The organism is Caulobacter sp. GW822-FHT07D08, assembly GCF_058798735.1.
This window is the reverse complement of record NZ_JBXAKU010000004.1, coordinates 259754-274412: the sequence shown is the minus strand read 5'-3', so window position 1 is coordinate 274412 and position 14659 is coordinate 259754. Positions and strand designations below refer to the sequence as shown.

General features: G+C 67.1%; 13 protein-coding genes and 1 tRNA gene. 8 read left to right on the top strand and 6 right to left on the bottom strand.

The genetic code is table 11. The annotated features are described in order from the left end of the window. Positions 1 to 181: 181 nt before the first annotated feature. A complete protein-coding gene (locus AC1RJ9_RS10105) occupies positions 182 to 1372 on the bottom strand; it encodes a tyrosine-type recombinase/integrase (protein WP_492839174.1) in 1191 nt (396 codons plus the stop codon). Positions 1373 to 1556: 184 nt separating this feature from the next. After that, a tRNA-Ser gene (locus AC1RJ9_RS10100) sits at positions 1557 to 1646 on the bottom strand. 106 nt (positions 1647 to 1752) lie between these two features. Between AC1RJ9_RS10100 and AC1RJ9_RS10095 the strand changes: the two genes are divergently transcribed. The 7 genes from AC1RJ9_RS10095 to AC1RJ9_RS10065 all read left to right on the top strand — a co-directional run bounded on the left by AC1RJ9_RS10095 (position 1753) and on the right by AC1RJ9_RS10065 (position 7250). Continuing rightward, positions 1753 to 2760 carry a septal ring lytic transglycosylase RlpA family protein gene (locus AC1RJ9_RS10095; RefSeq protein WP_492839173.1) on the top strand — a complete coding sequence of 336 codons (1008 nt, stop codon included), beginning with the start codon at positions 1753 to 1755 and terminating at the stop codon, positions 2758 to 2760. A gap of 55 nt (positions 2761 to 2815) precedes the next feature. Continuing rightward, positions 2816 to 3442, top strand: coding sequence for a dTMP kinase (gene tmk / locus AC1RJ9_RS10090; RefSeq protein ID WP_492839172.1), 627 nt, complete (start codon positions 2816 to 2818; stop codon positions 3440 to 3442). Beyond that, positions 3442 to 4446: a DNA polymerase III subunit delta' gene (locus AC1RJ9_RS10085; protein WP_492839171.1), complete on the top strand. Its 1005-nt coding sequence runs from the start codon at positions 3442 to 3444 to the stop codon at positions 4444 to 4446. The genes tmk and AC1RJ9_RS10085 overlap by 1 nt, the downstream gene beginning before the upstream one ends. Then, on the top strand, positions 4443 to 5231 hold the full coding sequence (locus AC1RJ9_RS10080; protein ID WP_492839170.1) for a TatD family hydrolase: 789 nt from the start codon (positions 4443 to 4445) through the stop codon (positions 5229 to 5231). Before AC1RJ9_RS10085 ends, AC1RJ9_RS10080 begins: the two co-directional genes overlap by 4 nt. Further along, a complete protein-coding gene (locus AC1RJ9_RS10075; protein ID WP_492839169.1) occupies positions 5228 to 6040 on the top strand; it encodes an MBL fold metallo-hydrolase in 813 nt (270 codons plus the stop codon). The genes AC1RJ9_RS10080 and AC1RJ9_RS10075 overlap by 4 nt, the downstream gene beginning before the upstream one ends. Before the next feature lie 213 nt (positions 6041 to 6253). Continuing rightward, entirely contained in the window at positions 6254 to 6460 is a 207-nt protein-coding gene (locus AC1RJ9_RS10070; RefSeq protein ID WP_492839168.1) for a hypothetical protein, read from the top strand. Positions 6461 to 6539: 79 nt separating this feature from the next. Next, positions 6540 to 7250, top strand: coding sequence for a response regulator (locus tag AC1RJ9_RS10065; RefSeq protein ID WP_492839167.1), 711 nt, complete (start codon positions 6540 to 6542; stop codon positions 7248 to 7250). On the opposite strand, the gene AC1RJ9_RS10060 is transcribed toward AC1RJ9_RS10065, so the two are convergent. Beyond that, positions 7247 to 7771, bottom strand: coding sequence for a hypothetical protein (locus AC1RJ9_RS10060; RefSeq protein ID WP_492839166.1), 525 nt, complete (start codon positions 7769 to 7771; stop codon positions 7247 to 7249). The two genes, AC1RJ9_RS10065 and AC1RJ9_RS10060, sit on opposite strands and share 4 nt — an antisense overlap. A gap of 10 nt (positions 7772 to 7781) precedes the next feature. Next, entirely contained in the window at positions 7782 to 8516 is a 735-nt protein-coding gene (locus AC1RJ9_RS10055) for a 2OG-Fe(II) oxygenase family protein (RefSeq protein WP_492839164.1), read from the bottom strand. A 649-nt stretch (positions 8517 to 9165) separates the two neighbouring features. On the opposite strand from AC1RJ9_RS10055, the gene AC1RJ9_RS10050 reads away from it, so the two are divergent. Further along, positions 9166 to 12045 (top strand): TonB-dependent receptor domain-containing protein, encoded by a 2880-nt coding sequence (locus AC1RJ9_RS10050; RefSeq protein ID WP_492839383.1) that lies wholly within the window; start codon positions 9166 to 9168, stop codon positions 12043 to 12045. Between the two features lie 113 nt (positions 12046 to 12158). Here the strand turns inward: AC1RJ9_RS10050 and AC1RJ9_RS10045 are convergent, their stop codons facing one another. Both AC1RJ9_RS10045 and AC1RJ9_RS10040 read right to left on the bottom strand, forming a co-directional pair. Continuing rightward, on the bottom strand, positions 12159 to 13652 hold the full coding sequence (locus tag AC1RJ9_RS10045; RefSeq protein WP_492839163.1) for a putative 2OG-Fe(II) oxygenase: 1494 nt from the start codon (positions 13650 to 13652) through the stop codon (positions 12159 to 12161). Positions 13653 to 13711: 59 nt separating this feature from the next. Next, on the bottom strand, positions 13712 to 14593 hold the full coding sequence (locus AC1RJ9_RS10040; RefSeq protein WP_492839162.1) for a 3-keto-disaccharide hydrolase: 882 nt from the start codon (positions 14591 to 14593) through the stop codon (positions 13712 to 13714). Positions 14594 to 14659: the final 66 nt, after the last annotated feature.

Genomic DNA, 14659 nt, shown 5'->3' with positions numbered 1-14659 from the left:
CCTAGTCGACGGAGATCGCGCTTTCGGAACGTGATCAGCTGTCAAGGATCGCTTGACTACTCAGGCCCGTCGTCTCTCCGGAGGCGGCGGGCTTTCGTCGTTCTAGGGCGTCGCTACCGCTTCCAAGTCCACACCGCATCTCGCACTAGATGCGCAGAGACCGAGACAAACCCGGCCGGGGCTAAGCCCTGACGAACGGAAGCACGTTGGCGTTCGGCGGCATGGTGGCGAACTGCTCCCAGACCTCCATAAGCTGGCGCCGCTTGGCCAGGGCGTCGGATCGGCGATAGGCGCGCTCAACGGCGTTTCCGACCGTGTGGGCGAGGGCCTCCTCGATCAGCTCGCGCGGGTAGGGCGTGCAGTCGCCAGCCCAATCGCGGAAAGCCGAACGGAAACCGTGGACCGTGAAGGGGGCCGACATCCGACGGAGCAGCATGAGCATGGCCATGCGCGACAAGGGCTCGATGCGCTGGTCGCCCGGGAAGATGAAGCCGGCCTCGGTCTTCAGCGGCGCCATCTCGTCGAGGATCTCACGCATACGGCCGGTGATGGGCACGCGGTGCGGCTTGCTGGCCTTCATCCGGTCGGCCGGGATGGTCCAGATGTCGCCGTCGATCTCCGACCAGTTGGCCTCGCGGGTCTCGGTCGTGCGAGATGCGGCGAGGATCGTGAACTCCAGGGCCCGCGCCGCAATCGCCTGGCGCTCCCGTAGCCGCTGCATGAAGGCGGGAACGCCGTCATAGGCCAAGGCCTTGTGGTGGCCGCGAACGCGCTGTTGCTTGGCGAGGAGCAACTGAAGGTGTCCACGCCAGCGGGCGGGGTTCTCGCCCTTCCGAAGGCCCTTGATCTTCGCCACGTCCAAGACGCGCTCTATCCTGGCGCGGACCCGAGAAGCCGTCTCGGGGATCGTGTTCCAGATCGGCTTTAGCACGAGGAGCACGTCTTCTGTGTCGACGTCCGAAACGGGGCGCTTGGCTATGGCCCCGGCGTGCATGTCCAGGCTCGCGCGCCACTGGCCGTCCGTCTTCGGGCTTTTCCAGCCGGGCGTGAGGTCGACGATCACCAGCTCGGCGAAATCCCGGAAGGTGATGGCCGATCCGGTCTGAAGCTTTCGCGCGCCGATCGGGTCGACGCCTTCAGCGACCATCTGTCGCGCCGATGCGGCGGCCTGGCGCGCGGCGGCGAGGGTGACGGTTTCCGCCGAACCAAGGCCCATCTCACGCCGCTTGCCATGCCAGAAGTAGATCAGGACCCAGCGCCTGTTCAGCGTCTGGTCGACCTTAAGATACAGGCCGGCCCCATCGGCGTGCATCCCCGGCTCGCGGAGCGCCGCGATGGTCTTGACGGTGAGTCGGTTGATCTGGCGCGGCATGTTGTCCCCGGAACGCAGGAAGAACCTACGAGCACGCCCGACGTCTCGCCATCCTAAGTCGCGCCCTAAGACGACGCCTAAGACGCCGGGACACAACCTGATCCAAGGAGAGACGGACGGGGCGGGAAAACCTTGTCCTCAAAAGGGGTTTTGACGCAACCGGATACGCCCAGACGCATAGGTCTGGCGGGCAGGGTGGGATTCGAACCCACGGTAGACTTTCACCTACGGCGGTTTTCAAGACCGCTGCCTTAAACCACTCGGCCACCTGCCCGGAGCAGGCGGCTATATCAGCGCGTCCGCGCCTTAACCAGACTTCAAAACAAACCGGCGACGATGTGAACTCGGAAGGGGTGTGGGCCCGTCTGGACGACCATTGGATGAACCAGCGTATCGATCAGGTTTGGCGGATTGCGCGCACCCTCGGCCTCATGGCCCTGGCGGCCGCGAGTCTGGCCGCCTGCGCCACGCCCAAGTATGGCGTCGGCAAGTCCGGTTACACGGCCAGCGCCCGCAATGACACCACGCGCGGTTCGTCGCCGCGCTCTGGCTCCACGGTCGGCCGCGACGGCAAGCCTTTGCGCGGCACGGAAAAGCCCTATCAGATCAATGGCGTCTGGTACTATCCGCGCCAGGATAAGGACTACAACGTCGTCGGCGTCGGCTCCTGGTACGGCGAGCAGTTTCACAACCGCCGCACCGCCAATGGCGAGATGTTCGACATGGATGTCCCGTCGGCCGCTCATAAGACCCTGCCGCTGCCCAGCCTGGTTGAGGTGACCAACCTCGATAACGGCAAGAAGATGATCGTGCGGGTCAACGACCGCGGGCCGTTCGTCGGCGATCGCGTCATCGACCTGTCCAAGGCCGCCGCCCAGCAGCTGGGCTACTACCGCCAGGGCGTGGCCCGCGTGCGGGTGAAGTATGTCGGCCCGGCGTCCAGGAACGCCTTCGACGGCCCGCGCCAGTACGCTGTCACGCAATCTCCGCCTCGGCCACGCGAGCGCAGCTTCGACGATATCAAGGAACCGACCCAGCGCGTGCAGGTCATCCCGTCGCGCCAGCCCGATCCGGACTGGAGCGCGCCGATCCAGCAATCCGCGCCGCAGATCAATCCGCCCGACCGGGTCCCTGATCGCGTCTATGCCTCGGCCGCCAAGTCCGGCTTCCGGGTTCAGGCCGGCTCGTTCTCCAGCCGCGAGAACGCGGAGAGAGCCGTGCGTCAGCTTTCGGGCGCCGGCCAGGCCCAGATCGACGCGATCGAGCGGGCCAGCGGCACGCTCTACCGCGTCACGGTCTCGGCCGGTCCGAACGAGGGCGAGGCCTGGAGCCTGCGCCAGCGGGTCGAGTCTCTGGGCTATCAGGGCGCCACGGTCCTTCGTCCATAGCAAGGGGGCGTAAGCGCCTCTGGACAAGCCTCGGAAACCGGTCGAATGAGGCCGGGTGACCCAGGGTTCTTTCATCAGTTTCGAAGGCGGAGAGGGGGCGGGCAAGTCCACCCAGATCCATCGCCTGGCCGAGCGGCTGCGAGCGGCCGGCCATGACGTCGTCGTCACCCGCGAGCCGGGCGGCAGCCCGGGCGCCGAAGCCATCCGGGAGTTGCTGGTCAACGGCGCGGCCGACCGCTGGTCGCCGGTCACCGAGACCCTGTTGATGTACGCCTCGCGTCGCGACCACCTGGAGCGGGTGATCCGTCCGGCGCTGGCCGAAGGCAGGGTCGTGCTGTGCGACCGCTTCGCCGATTCCACGCGGGCCTATCAGGGCGCGGGCGGCGACGCGCCGGCCAGCCTGATCGCGGCGCTGGAGGATCACGTTCTGAACGGCACGATCCCGACCCTGACCCTGATCCTGGATCTGCCGGCCGAGGTCGGCTTGAGCCGGGCCGAGGCGCGGGGCGGGGCGGCGCGGTTCGAGTCCAAGGGTCTCGACTTCCACCAGCGCCTGCGCGCCGGCTATCTGGAGATCGCGCGCCGCGAGCCCGAGCGCTGCGTTGTCATCGACGCCGACGCCGAGCTTGACGCGGTGACCGCCGCGATCGTCGACGCCGTGACCCAGCGGCTGGATCTCTGATGACCCCGGCCCATCCGCGCGACGTGTACGGCCTGGAGGGCCAGTCCGCCGCCGAGGCCGCGTTCCTCGACGCCCTGGATCGTGGCCGGCTGCACCACGCCTGGCTGCTGACCGGCCCGGAGGGCGTGGGCAAGGCGACTCTGGCCTACCGCATGGCGCGGCGACTGCTGGGCGCGCGGCCCGATCCGAGCCACGGTCTGCTGGGCGCCGCGCCTTCCGACGTGGTCAGCCGCCAGGTCGCCGCCCGCTCGCATCCCGACCTGATGGTGCTGGAGCGGTTGACCGACGACGGCAAGGCAAGGAAATCGATCCCGGTCGACGAGGCCCGACAGCTGCCGGAGTTCTTCTCCACGACGCCGGCCATTTCGCCCTACCGGGTGGCGATCATCGACGCGGCCGACGACCTCAACGTCAACGCCGCCAACGCGGTGCTGAAGACGCTGGAGGAGCCGCCGCCGCGCGGGGTGATCCTGCTGATCAGCCATGCGCCCGGCAAGCTCTTGCCGACCATCCGCTCGCGCTGCCGCCGCCTGGCCGTGCCCGCGCCGGGCGTGCGGGCCGCAGCCGAGATGGTCGAGCGCATGGCCGACGTCTCCGGGCGCGACGCCGAACGCCTGGCCCGCATGGCTCATGGCGCGCCGGGCAAGGCGCTGCAACTGGCCGCCGCCAAGGCGATCGAGATGGACGACGCGGCCAACGAGATCCTGCGCGGCCTGCCCAAGCTGGACGAGGGCGCGCTGCTCGCCCTGACCGACACCTTCCGGGGCGGCGAGGGCGCGGCGCGGTTCGAGCTCCTGATGGAGCGCATGGCCGACCAGGTGCGGATCTTCGCCACCCAGGTCGCGGCCGACGGCAAGAACTCGCCCGGTCTCGACCGTTGGGCGGCTGTGTGGGAGCGACTGTCCAACGTGCCGGGCGAGGCCGAGGCCGTGAACCTCGACCGCGCCGATGTGTTCTGGAGCGTCATCTCGGACTTGCGCGCGACGGCCAAGACGGCGATTTGAGCGGCATGCTCATCGACAGCCACGTGAATCTCCACGCGCCCCAGTTCGCCGAGGACAAGGACGCCGTCATCGCCCGCGCCCGCCAGGCCGGCATCGCCCTGATGGTCACCATCTGCGACAAGGTTTCGTCCTTCGAGGCCGTCCACGCCATCGCCATGGCCGAGCCGGATGTCTGGTGCACGGTCGGCACGCACCCGCATGAAGCCAAGGAAAACCCCGGCCTGACCGCGACGCGCCTGGTCGAATTGGCCCAGCGCCCGCGAGTCATCGGCATCGGCGAATGTGGCTTGGACTTTCACTACGATCTGTCGCCGCGCGAGGTGCAGGCCCAGGTGTTCCGCCAGCACTGCATCGCCGCTCGCGAGAGCGGCCTGCCGCTGGTGGTTCACACCCGCGAGGCCGACGACGTGATGGGCCAGATCCTCGAGGAGGAACACGCGGCCGGGCCATTCAAGATCCTGATGCACTGCTACACCAGCGGTCCGGCCCTGGCGGCCCGCGCCATCGCGCTGGGCGCCTGGTTCTCGGTGTCGGGCATCGCCACCTTCAAGGCGGCCGAGGACGTGCGCGAGGTGATCCGCGACATGCCCGCCGACCGGATCATCGTCGAGACCGACTGCCCGTACCTGGCCCCCGTGCCGATGCGCGGCCGCCGCAATGAGCCGGCCTATCTGCCGCATATCTACGACAAGCTGGCCGAGATCCGGGGCTGGAGCCGAGCCGACACGGAGGCCCGCACCGAGGACGCCTTCTTCAACCTGTTCGACCGGATCCCCCGTCCATGACCGGCCCGCTGGAGTTCACCATCCTGGGCTCCGGCTCGTCCGGCGGCGTCCCGCGCGCCGACGGGAACTGGGGCGACTGCGATCCGGCCGAGCCCAAGAACCACCGCTCGCGTTGTTCGCTGCTCGTGCGGAGGAAGGGCGAGGACGAGGGCGGGGCGCTCCACGAGACCACGGTCGTTGTCGACACCTCGCCGGACCTGCGCCTGCAGGCCGCGACGGCGGGGGTGAAGCGGGTCGACGCGGCGCTGTTCACGCACGATCACGCCGACCAGGCCCACGGCATCGACGACCTGCGACCGTTCTTCCTCAATCAGCGGGTCCGCATCCCGACCTGGATGGATCAGGCCACGCACGACGGCCTGCTGACGCGGTTCGAGTACATCTTCAAGACGCGCGGCGGCTATCCGGCCATCCTGGAGCCGCGCCTGATCCCGCCGCTGGGCGAGGATTTCCAGATCGACGGTCCCAGCGGATCGATCCCCGTCCACACCTTCGACGTCGACCACGGCGAGATCCGCGCGGTCGGCTACCGCTTCGGCGGGGTGGCCTACACCCCGGATGTTCGCGCCATTCCCGACGGAAGCTGGGCCGACTTGGCCGATCTCGACGTCTGGATCGTTGACGCCCTGCGCTGGACCCCGCATCCGACCCATGCCCACGTCGAGCTGGCCCTGGAATGGATCGCCAAGGCCAGGCCGAAGCGGGCCATCCTGACCAATCTGCACATCGACCTCGACTACAACGCCCTGACCGCGCGCCTGCCGCCGGGCGTCGAGGCCGGCTACGACGGCCTGCGGTTCACGCTCTAGGCAACTTTTCGGAGGGCCGCGGAGTTCTCTAGCCGCGCCGCTTCAAGGCGCGTTTCGCGTTTTTAGGCGGCGATGCGCTCGCATCTTCGCAACTTTTGCCGAGTTTGGCGAAAACTTGGCTTCACGTAACAGCGTTGAAATAAGCTCGTCCAACAACACCGTCATAGGGACGCGGTAGAGTTATTCTCCCGTGCGTCACCGACCAGACCTCCCATGGCTGAAACCGTCACCATTTCCCGAGAAGTCTTCCAGCGCCTCCGCTCGCGCCTGCCGGCGGTGACGCGCGAGCATCTGTTCGACTGCTACGCCATCAGCGAAACCACCTGGACCAAGCTGCGCGACGGCAAGCCGGTGAAGCGCTCGACCCTCGAGCGCATCCTGGCCAAGCTGGCGCTGCTCGACGCCCGAGTGGCGGCCTGATCCGCGACGATCCGGCCCCCTAACCTGATCAGTCCGCTCAAGGTCGTCGCCACGCCGCGTGATCTGCTATGAGCGCTTCATGAGCTCCCTTGGGACCGGCGCGCGCCAACGCATCCTCGTCATCGACGACGAGCCGCAGATCCATCGCTTTCTGGGGCCCGCCCTGGAAGCGGCGGGCTACGAGCCGCTACGCGCCGACGGCGGCCAGGAAGGCCTCCGCGCCATCGCGCTGTGGTCGCCCGACGCCGTGGTGCTGGACCTCGGCTTGCCCGACATGGACGGCAAGGATGTGCTGGAGAAGGCCAGGGCGTTCTACGACGGTCCGATCCTGATCCTGTCGGCCCGCGATCGCGAGATCGAGAAGATCGAGGCGCTGGATCGCGGCGCCAACGACTATGTCGAGAAGCCCTTCGGCGTGGGAGAGCTGCTGGCCCGGCTGCGCGCGGCGATGCGCCAGTCCGGTCGCGCCCAGGCGCCCAGCGGGCCGATCCGCGCCGGCGAGGTCGAGATCGACCTGGAGAAACGTCGCGTCACCCGCGCGGGCGAGGCCGTGAAGCTGTCGCCGCGCGAATACGACGTCCTGATCCGCCTGGCCCTGGGTCATGGCAAGGTGCTGACCCACAAGGAACTGCTGACCGCCGTATGGGGCCCCGCGCACGCACGGGACACCCAGTACCTGCGCGTTTTCGTCGGCCAACTGCGCCAGAAGCTGGAGGCCGACCCGGCGTCGCCCAAGCTGCTGCGGACCGAGCCGGGCGTCGGCTACCGATTCGTCGACGACGCGAGTTAACGCCCGCCGATCTCCATGCGACGCACGCGGATGGCCGGCTGGCTGCCGATCTTCATCATGTAGCTGCCCATGGCCGCCTTGCGGACCTCGATCGTGTCGCCGGCCTTGGGCGGCTTGCCCAGCATGGTGTCGTCGATCTGGCGCCAGACCGCGCCGTCCTCCAGCGTGACGACCAGCCGTTGCTCGGCGTCGACCCGGGCGCTCTTGACCATCGACTGTAGCTTCTCGGTCTCGGCCTTGTCGGCGCCCTTGTCGAGGATGGACAACGTCGGCAGCTCCAGCCCGAAGGCCTGGCGCCGCGCGGCGCGGGCGGTCTGCTTGTCGATGATGATGACCTCGCCGGTTTCCTGGGCCTTGGTCACCGACTGGGCGGCCTTGTCGTAGCAGGCCAATCGCTCGGCGTCGGTGGTGATGGCGCGGCAGGCCTTCAGCGCCGCGATGACCGCGGGCTCGGCGGGCTCGGCGGCGAAAGCGGGAGCGGCGGCGAGAGCGATCGCGGCGGCGAGCAGCAGCTTGGTCATCTCGAACTCCTTATGCGGCTTGCTGGGCGTCGCCCAGCAGCCATCCAGTCAGCGACAGCCGCTTGGCGTCGGCATACGAGGCGACCTGGGCCACCGAATGGGCGGCGGGCACCTTGAACAGGGTCAGTACGTTGAACTCCGGCTTGAAGCCGTGCGTGACGTTGCCATCGGCGTCATGGAAGAGAAGTTGGCCGCCCCAGTCGGCGCGCCACTTCCGGGTGAAGCCCAGGGTGAAGGCGGCCAGGCGCGTATCCGTGCGGTGGCGGTCGTCGTGCAGAGTCAGGAAATCGCCGGGGCGATAGTAGGACGCCTGGATTCGGACGCCCGTCACGGCCGGCGCGCCGATCACGCGGCGGCCGAAATCGAGAAAGTCCTCGCTCTGCAGAAACTGCGTCACGCGATGGATCGGCGCCTCTGAACCGCGCAGATATTCGTCTTGCAAGGCATAGGACAGGTGCACGAAGGAAAAGCCCGTCGCGGCGCGCTTGATCGCCCCTTGCAGGAACTGTCGGACCTGGGCCTCGCCGAACTTCTTGATCACGTCCGGAGTGATGACCAGCGTTTCCGACGTCTCGTCGGGCGCGACGATGTTCCAGGTCAGGCCTTCCATCATTCCAGCGACCGTCTCGGCGTCGGCTGGAACCAGGAAGACCGGAATCTGCACATAGCCCTCCTGCGAGAACCGCCTCGCGAATGTCTCGATCGGCAGGTCGCTGTTGATTCTGAGGGGAGGGTGCGCGGGCATGCGGGACTCGTCGGTGCGGGATCGCGAGCATGGATTTGCTCGGATTTTATTCAAGCGGTGCTTTTCGTTCTCGTGCAACTGCCGCTGTGGCTTAAATCGCCAGTACCTGGGGCGACTTGTCGCAGACCTGCGCGCCATTCAAGTCGAGAAGCGAATATTGTCGCACGGAAGACGCCCGCCGCCCCCCAGCCCAGCATACCGAGGCCGCGACCTGAGTTCATGAAAGAATATTTTCCTCCTGTTCGCTGGGGGGCGAACTGTATCGGCGCCGTCACTGCACTGAGAAGAAATTGTCGCTGGATGGTCGATTACTTCGTATATCATGTACAGCATTACGAGTTGGCAAAGAAGCTGACTGCATCCATCCCCTTGAAAATGCTCAGTCTTGGCCGCATTGACGCCCGGGCTTGTGTCGAGTGCGTCACATTTGGGTCACAGGTGGAAATTTCCTGGGCATTCGCGCCTTCTGGCTGATTGACCGGAGGTCGTCCAATTCCACTCTTGCCCGCAAAACCCGGTTCCAGGGGGGACAGGGGGAGCGCCGCATGCTCATCCGCAGGGCTCGGCGTATAAGTTTTGGAGGTGGAATTTGTTTAGTGTAACCACTCGTAGAAAGCGTCTGCTGGCGTCTTCGATCCTCTGCGGCTTCATGCTGCCGGCCGCCGGCGCCTGGGCGCAGCAAGCCGAGGCGCCCGAGTCGGCCCAGGTCGAAGAGATCGTCGTCACCGGTTCGCGCATCGCGCGTCCGGATCTGACTTCCTCTAGCCCGGTCGCCCAAATCGGCGCGGCCGAACTGAAGCAGTCGGGCGTGGTGAACACCGAAAACCTGCTGAACACCCTGCCGCAGGCCGTTCCGGGCATCACCTCGAACGTCAACAACGGCAGCAACGGCACGGCCACGGTCGACCTGCGCGGTCTCGGCTCGAACCGCACCCTGGTGCTGGTGGACGGCAAGCGCCAGACCCCGACCAGCTCGAGCGGCACCGTCGACTTGAACCTGATCCCGACCGCCCTGATCAAGGCCATCGACGTCGTGTCGGGCGGCGGCTCGGCCGTTTACGGTTCGGACGCCGTCGCCGGCGTGGTCAACTTCATCATGAAGAACGACTTCGAGGGCCTTGAGTTCTCGGCTGGCTACCAGCAGACCGACAAGGGTGAGGCCCCGATCTACACGGCGGACCTCACGATGGGCGCCAACTTCGCCGATCGCAAGGGCAACGTCGTCCTGAGCCTGGGCTACAACAAGCGCGAAGCCCTGACTCAGGGCGAGCGCGGCGGTATGCTGGCCAGCGCCTGGGGTGACAACGCCGCTCGCACCGGCTTCGTGCCCTCGGGCTCGGGCTCGATGGAGCCGGGCCGCGTCGATCCGTTCGTGTCTGGCAAGTTCGTGACCCTGCCCGGCGTCACCAACAGCGCCGCCAACTCGGCCTACTTCCTGCCGACCGGCGACGTCCGCCTGTATGACCAGAACACCGACACCTACAACTTCGCGCCGGTCAACTATCTGCAGACCCCGCAAGAGCGCTTCTCGGTCACGTCGCTGGCCAGCTACGAGATCAAGCCGGGCCTGACCGCCTACGCCAAGGGTAACTTCGTCAACTCGAAGGTCGTCACCCAACTGGCCCCGACCCCGGTCGGCAGCCGCATCTTCCGCTTCTCGCTGGACAACAACCCGTTCCTGACTGCGGCCTCCAAGACCGCCCTGAACAGCCTGGGTTCGACCTCGAGCTATTCGATCCCGACCTCCAGCCCTTGGGCGACCGGCACCTACACCGACGTCGACACTGACGGCGACGGCCTCTACGACACCGTCACCGGCGTGTTCAACAAGCGTCTCAGCGACGTCGGCCCGCGCGTCTCGTCGTTCAACTTCTCGGGCTTCCAGATGCAACTGGGCCTGAAGGGCGACATCGAGGCCATCAACGGCGGCTTCGATATCTACTATCAATACGGCAACACCCACGGCAGCAACACGCTGCTGGGCGACACCAGCCTGGCCCGCATCCAGCAGGGCCTGCTGCTGAACTCGACCGGCACCGCCTGCGCGGATCCGTCGGGCGGCTGCGTGCCGGTGAACATCTTCGGTCAAGGCACGATGTCGCCGGCCGCGGCCGAATTCATCAAGACGCGCATCAACTCGGCGCAGGACTATGAGCAGCAGTACGGCGGTTTCAACATCAATGGTGACACGGCCAACCAATTCTCGCTGCCGGCCGGTCCGATCGGCTTCGCCGTCGGCTTCGAGTATCGCGCCGAGGATTTCGCCTTCAACCCCAGCCAGGACCTGGCCACTGGCAACCTGACGGGCTTCAACGCCAGCCCGCCGGTTTCGGGTCGCTTCGACGTATACGAAGGCTACGCCGAACTGCTGGTTCCGCTGCTGAAGGACCTGCCGCTCATCAAGTCCCTGGACCTGGAGTTGGCCGGCCGCACCTCGGACTACACGGGCCAACCGCATCCGGTGAAGACCTACAAGGTCGCCGGTTCGTGGAAGGTGTTCGATGACCTGATGCTGCGCGCCTCGTACAACAAGGCGATCCGCGCGCCGTCGATCGGCGAACTGTACGCCCCGCAGGGCAACAGCTTCCCGACCTCCACCGATCCGTGCTCGGCCCGCGGCGCGCCGAACGCAGCTGTCCGTCAGGCCTGCATCAACTCGGGCGTGTCGGCCAGCGTCGTTGGTCTGATCAACGCCAACCAGCAGACCCAGACCCTGACGGGCGGCAACCCGAACCTGCGTCCGGAAGAAGGCAAGACGCTGACCGTCGGCGCGGTCTACACCCCGTCGTGGATTTCGGGCCTGTCGTTCACTCTTGATTTCTATAATATCAAGGTGAACAACGCGATCGACACCTTCGGTGGCGGCACCGCCAACCTGATGAACGTCTGCTATGGCCCGCTGGTCAACGGCAATCCGAACTCGCCGTACTGCAAGGCCATCGTTCGCTTGGCCAACGGCTCGATCGACTACGTTGTTTCGACCAACCAGAACGTCGCCGTGCGTGAAGTGGAAGGTCTCGACCTTGGCGTGACCTACAAGACTTCGCTGGAAAACCTGGGTCTGCCGGACTGGGGTTCGCTGGCGATTCGCTCGCTGTACACCAACACCTGGCTGTACACGATCACGCCGGACGAGATCTCGGCCCCGGTCAAGTGCGCCGACAAGTTCGGCAACCGCTGCCGCGGCTTCGGCGTCAACCCGATCCCGCGTCACAAGCTGCGGACCGCAGCTAACTGGCGCTTCAACAACGTTGGCGTCAACCTGGTGTGGAGCCACCTGGACGACGTGACCGACGACGCGCCGACGACCAAGTACACGGTCGAGCGTATCGGCGCGAAGAACTACTGGGATCTGTCGGCTGACTGGAACCTCAACGACAATGTCGCCTTCACCGCTGGTGTTCGGAACCTGACCCAGGAATCCTATCCGATCCTGGGCGGCAACGCCTCTCCGTCGAACAGCGGCTATCCGGCCGTTTACGACGTGATGGGCCGGATGTTCTTCCTGAACGCTCGCCTGCGCTACTAAGAGACCCGAACCTCTCCGGCGCTTCCGCGTCGGGGAGGGGATTTCTTCGGAAAAGGCCCGCCTCGATCACTCGGGGCGGGCCTTTTTTATGTTTTAGCGTCTTGGCGAAACGTTCAACGCGGCGTGACGTCGAAGGCCACGGTCAGGCGGTGCCCGGGGTCGGAGAACGGCCGGGTCCCATGCCAGAAGCATGAGGGGAATAGCACCAGCGTCCCGCGCTCGGGCTTGACCATGTGCTCAGCAGGCAGGGCGGGAGAGGTCCCGCATCCCGGCCGGCCGAACTGCAGCCAGCCCTCGCGGGCCTCGCCGTCATCGACGACGGCTGGCAGGTCCAGATAGAAGGCCGAGGAAATCCAGCCTCTGGGATGCACGTGATCGGCGTGGAAGCCGTCGGAGCGCAGGCGCACCGACCAGCCGCCGGCGAAGTCGAAGGCCGTCGAGCGTCGGTTCCGGATCGGATCCTCGCCTGGCCCGAGATCCTCGACATAGCGCGCCACGGCCTTGCGGGCCGAGGCGAAGAAGGCCCGCACCAGCGGATCCGCCGAACGGTCCAGCGACGGAACCTGCGTACCGCCGCGCAGGGACTGCTGCAGCGGATGGGTCTTGAGGTCGTGTAGCTCCAGCAGCCGGGCGCGCAACGCCTCCAGGAAGGTCTCCAGGTCGCTCCACCCGTCCGGCGTCTCCAGGCGATAGGCGCGCACGAGCTGATCGTAGTCGCCAAACGGCGCCAGGCGAGGATCCCGCGTCAGCCGCCAGGCGGTGTTGCGCAGGGCCAGGGCGTACTGGTCCTGTGGCGTGGCCGCGACCAGACGCTCGGCGGTCTCGGCGGCCGCCCGAGCCCGGCCGTTCGCCAGCAAGGCTTCGCAGAGCACGGCGTGGACCTCCGGCGCGGCGGGCGCCAGGCGCTGGGCCGCCTCGGCATGGGCGAGCATGCGGCCGGCGTCGTCGACCGCGCCGGCCGCGCGCGCGGCCGCCAGCCGCAGCAGAACATCGTTTGGCGAGGTCCTCAGCGCCTCCGCCAGCGTGGCGTCGGCCGCCGCGTGATCGCCGGCGAAGGTCAGCACGGTGCTCTTGATCAGCCACAGGCCGGCATCGTCGGGATGCTGCCGCAGCACGGCCTCCAGCACGGCCAGAGCCTCGTGCTGTCTTCCCGAGCGCATCCAGCGCAGCTGGGCCAGGTCCAGATGCGCGGCCGCATAGTTGGCCCGGCGCGCCAGGGCCGCCATGAAAGCCTGTTCGGCGTCGTCGTAGCGGCGCAGGCCTTGCAGCGCCTTGCCCAGCACCAGCCAGACCTCCGGAGCGTCCAGACCCAGAGCAAGGGTCCGCCGCGCGGCGGCTTCGGCCTCGGCGTCGATGTTCAGGTCGCCCAGCGTGGCGGCCAGATTGTACCAGGCGAAGCGATCGGTCGGCGCCCGCTTCACGGCGCGCCGGTTGAACGCCACGGCGTCGTCGACCCGGCCCAGGGCCTTCAGCGCCGCGGCGTGCGCCATCAGCAGGCTCGGCGTCGCGCCGCCGGTCTGGGCCGAGCGTTCAGTGAGGCTCAGCGCTTCAGCCGCTCGGCCGTGATCGATGAGGGTCCAGGCGTTCTGCGTGAGCGAGTCGGTCATGGGGCGCGGCGAATTGCGAAGAGCCCGATCCTAGAAAGACGCCGGGCCCATTCATAGGACTATCGCGGCGCGCCGACCGTCACTTTCGGAAGCGTGGTGATCGGCTCCAGCACGATGTCGCGGAAGAAGGTCTCCGCGCCTTCCGACTGCAGCTGGATCGCGCCGTGGGTCAGGGGCAGGCCATTGGCCTTCAGGTCCCGGACCTCCAGGACCGGAACGCCGTTGACGACATGGACGGCGCGGTCGCCCAGCACATAGAGATCCAGGGTGTTCCACTGGCCGGCCGGCTTCTCGGCGTCGCTATAGGCCTCGATATTCCAGTTCGCCGCGCCGCCCTTGGCGGTGACCGCTCGGCCCTTCGGCGAGAAGCGCAGGTTGGGCTTGATCAGGCTGGGGTCGTCGACCGCGTCGGCGACGACGCTGATCGCCTCGCCGACCGGCACCACCATGCCGATCGAGCCGGTCATGATCTCGAACTCGACCGCCTGGCTCCAGGTGCCCCAGACGACGCCCGGCGCGCCGTGCGAGTGGTAGAGCAGGCCGTTGTTCGGCGCTTGGGCTTCGCGCGGCGGCCAGCGGCCGGGTCCCCACTTGTACTGCAGGCGCAGGTGATAGTTTCGGAAGTCGCCCGTGTGGACCAGGCTGCCCCAGGTCTTGCCGTTGACATAGATCGCCGGACGGCCGTCCTCGACCACGACCTTGAAGATCTCGGCGCTCCGAGGCGTCTGCCCCAACGGCGCCAAGGCGGGGCGCTTGTAGGTCAGGGCCGGGTCGGCATAGCCGAGCCACGGGCGCCAGTCGTTCAGGTCCTTGCCGTTGAACAACGTCGTCGCCGGCCCTGAGGCCTTGGGGATCTCGCTGAGCGCCAGGGACGGACGTGTCTCCGCCAGCGCCGAGGACGCGGCGGCCAGTAACGCCATGAAGGCCAGGGTCTTGATCATGTCGTCCTCCCGCGATCTAGCCCCTTAGTCGCCGACCGTCAGACAGCGTTGTCAAGAATGTCGTGG

Coding starts and splice junctions, on each gene's coding strand:
- AC1RJ9_RS10060 (WP_492839166.1), bottom strand. CDS start 7,771: ATGACCAAGCTGCTGCTCGCCGCCGCGATCGCTCTCGCCGCCGCTCCC.
- AC1RJ9_RS10050 (WP_492839383.1), top strand. CDS start 9,166: ATGCTGCCGGCCGCCGGCGCCTGGGCGCAGCAAGCCGAGGCGCCCGAG.
- AC1RJ9_RS10070 (WP_492839168.1), top strand. CDS start 6,254: ATGGCTGAAACCGTCACCATTTCCCGAGAAGTCTTCCAGCGCCTCCGC.
- AC1RJ9_RS10040 (WP_492839162.1), bottom strand. CDS start 14,593: ATGATCAAGACCCTGGCCTTCATGGCGTTACTGGCCGCCGCGTCCTCG.
- AC1RJ9_RS10095 (WP_492839173.1), top strand. CDS start 1,753: ATGAACCAGCGTATCGATCAGGTTTGGCGGATTGCGCGCACCCTCGGC.
- AC1RJ9_RS10055 (WP_492839164.1), bottom strand. CDS start 8,516: ATGCCCGCGCACCCTCCCCTCAGAATCAACAGCGACCTGCCGATCGAG.
- AC1RJ9_RS10075 (WP_492839169.1), top strand. CDS start 5,228: ATGACCGGCCCGCTGGAGTTCACCATCCTGGGCTCCGGCTCGTCCGGC.
- AC1RJ9_RS10045 (WP_492839163.1), bottom strand. CDS start 13,652: ATGACCGACTCGCTCACGCAGAACGCCTGGACCCTCATCGATCACGGC.
- AC1RJ9_RS10085 (WP_492839171.1), top strand. CDS start 3,442: ATGACCCCGGCCCATCCGCGCGACGTGTACGGCCTGGAGGGCCAGTCC.
- AC1RJ9_RS10065 (WP_492839167.1), top strand. CDS start 6,540: ATGAGCTCCCTTGGGACCGGCGCGCGCCAACGCATCCTCGTCATCGAC.
- AC1RJ9_RS10105 (WP_492839174.1), bottom strand. CDS start 1,372: ATGCCGCGCCAGATCAACCGACTCACCGTCAAGACCATCGCGGCGCTC.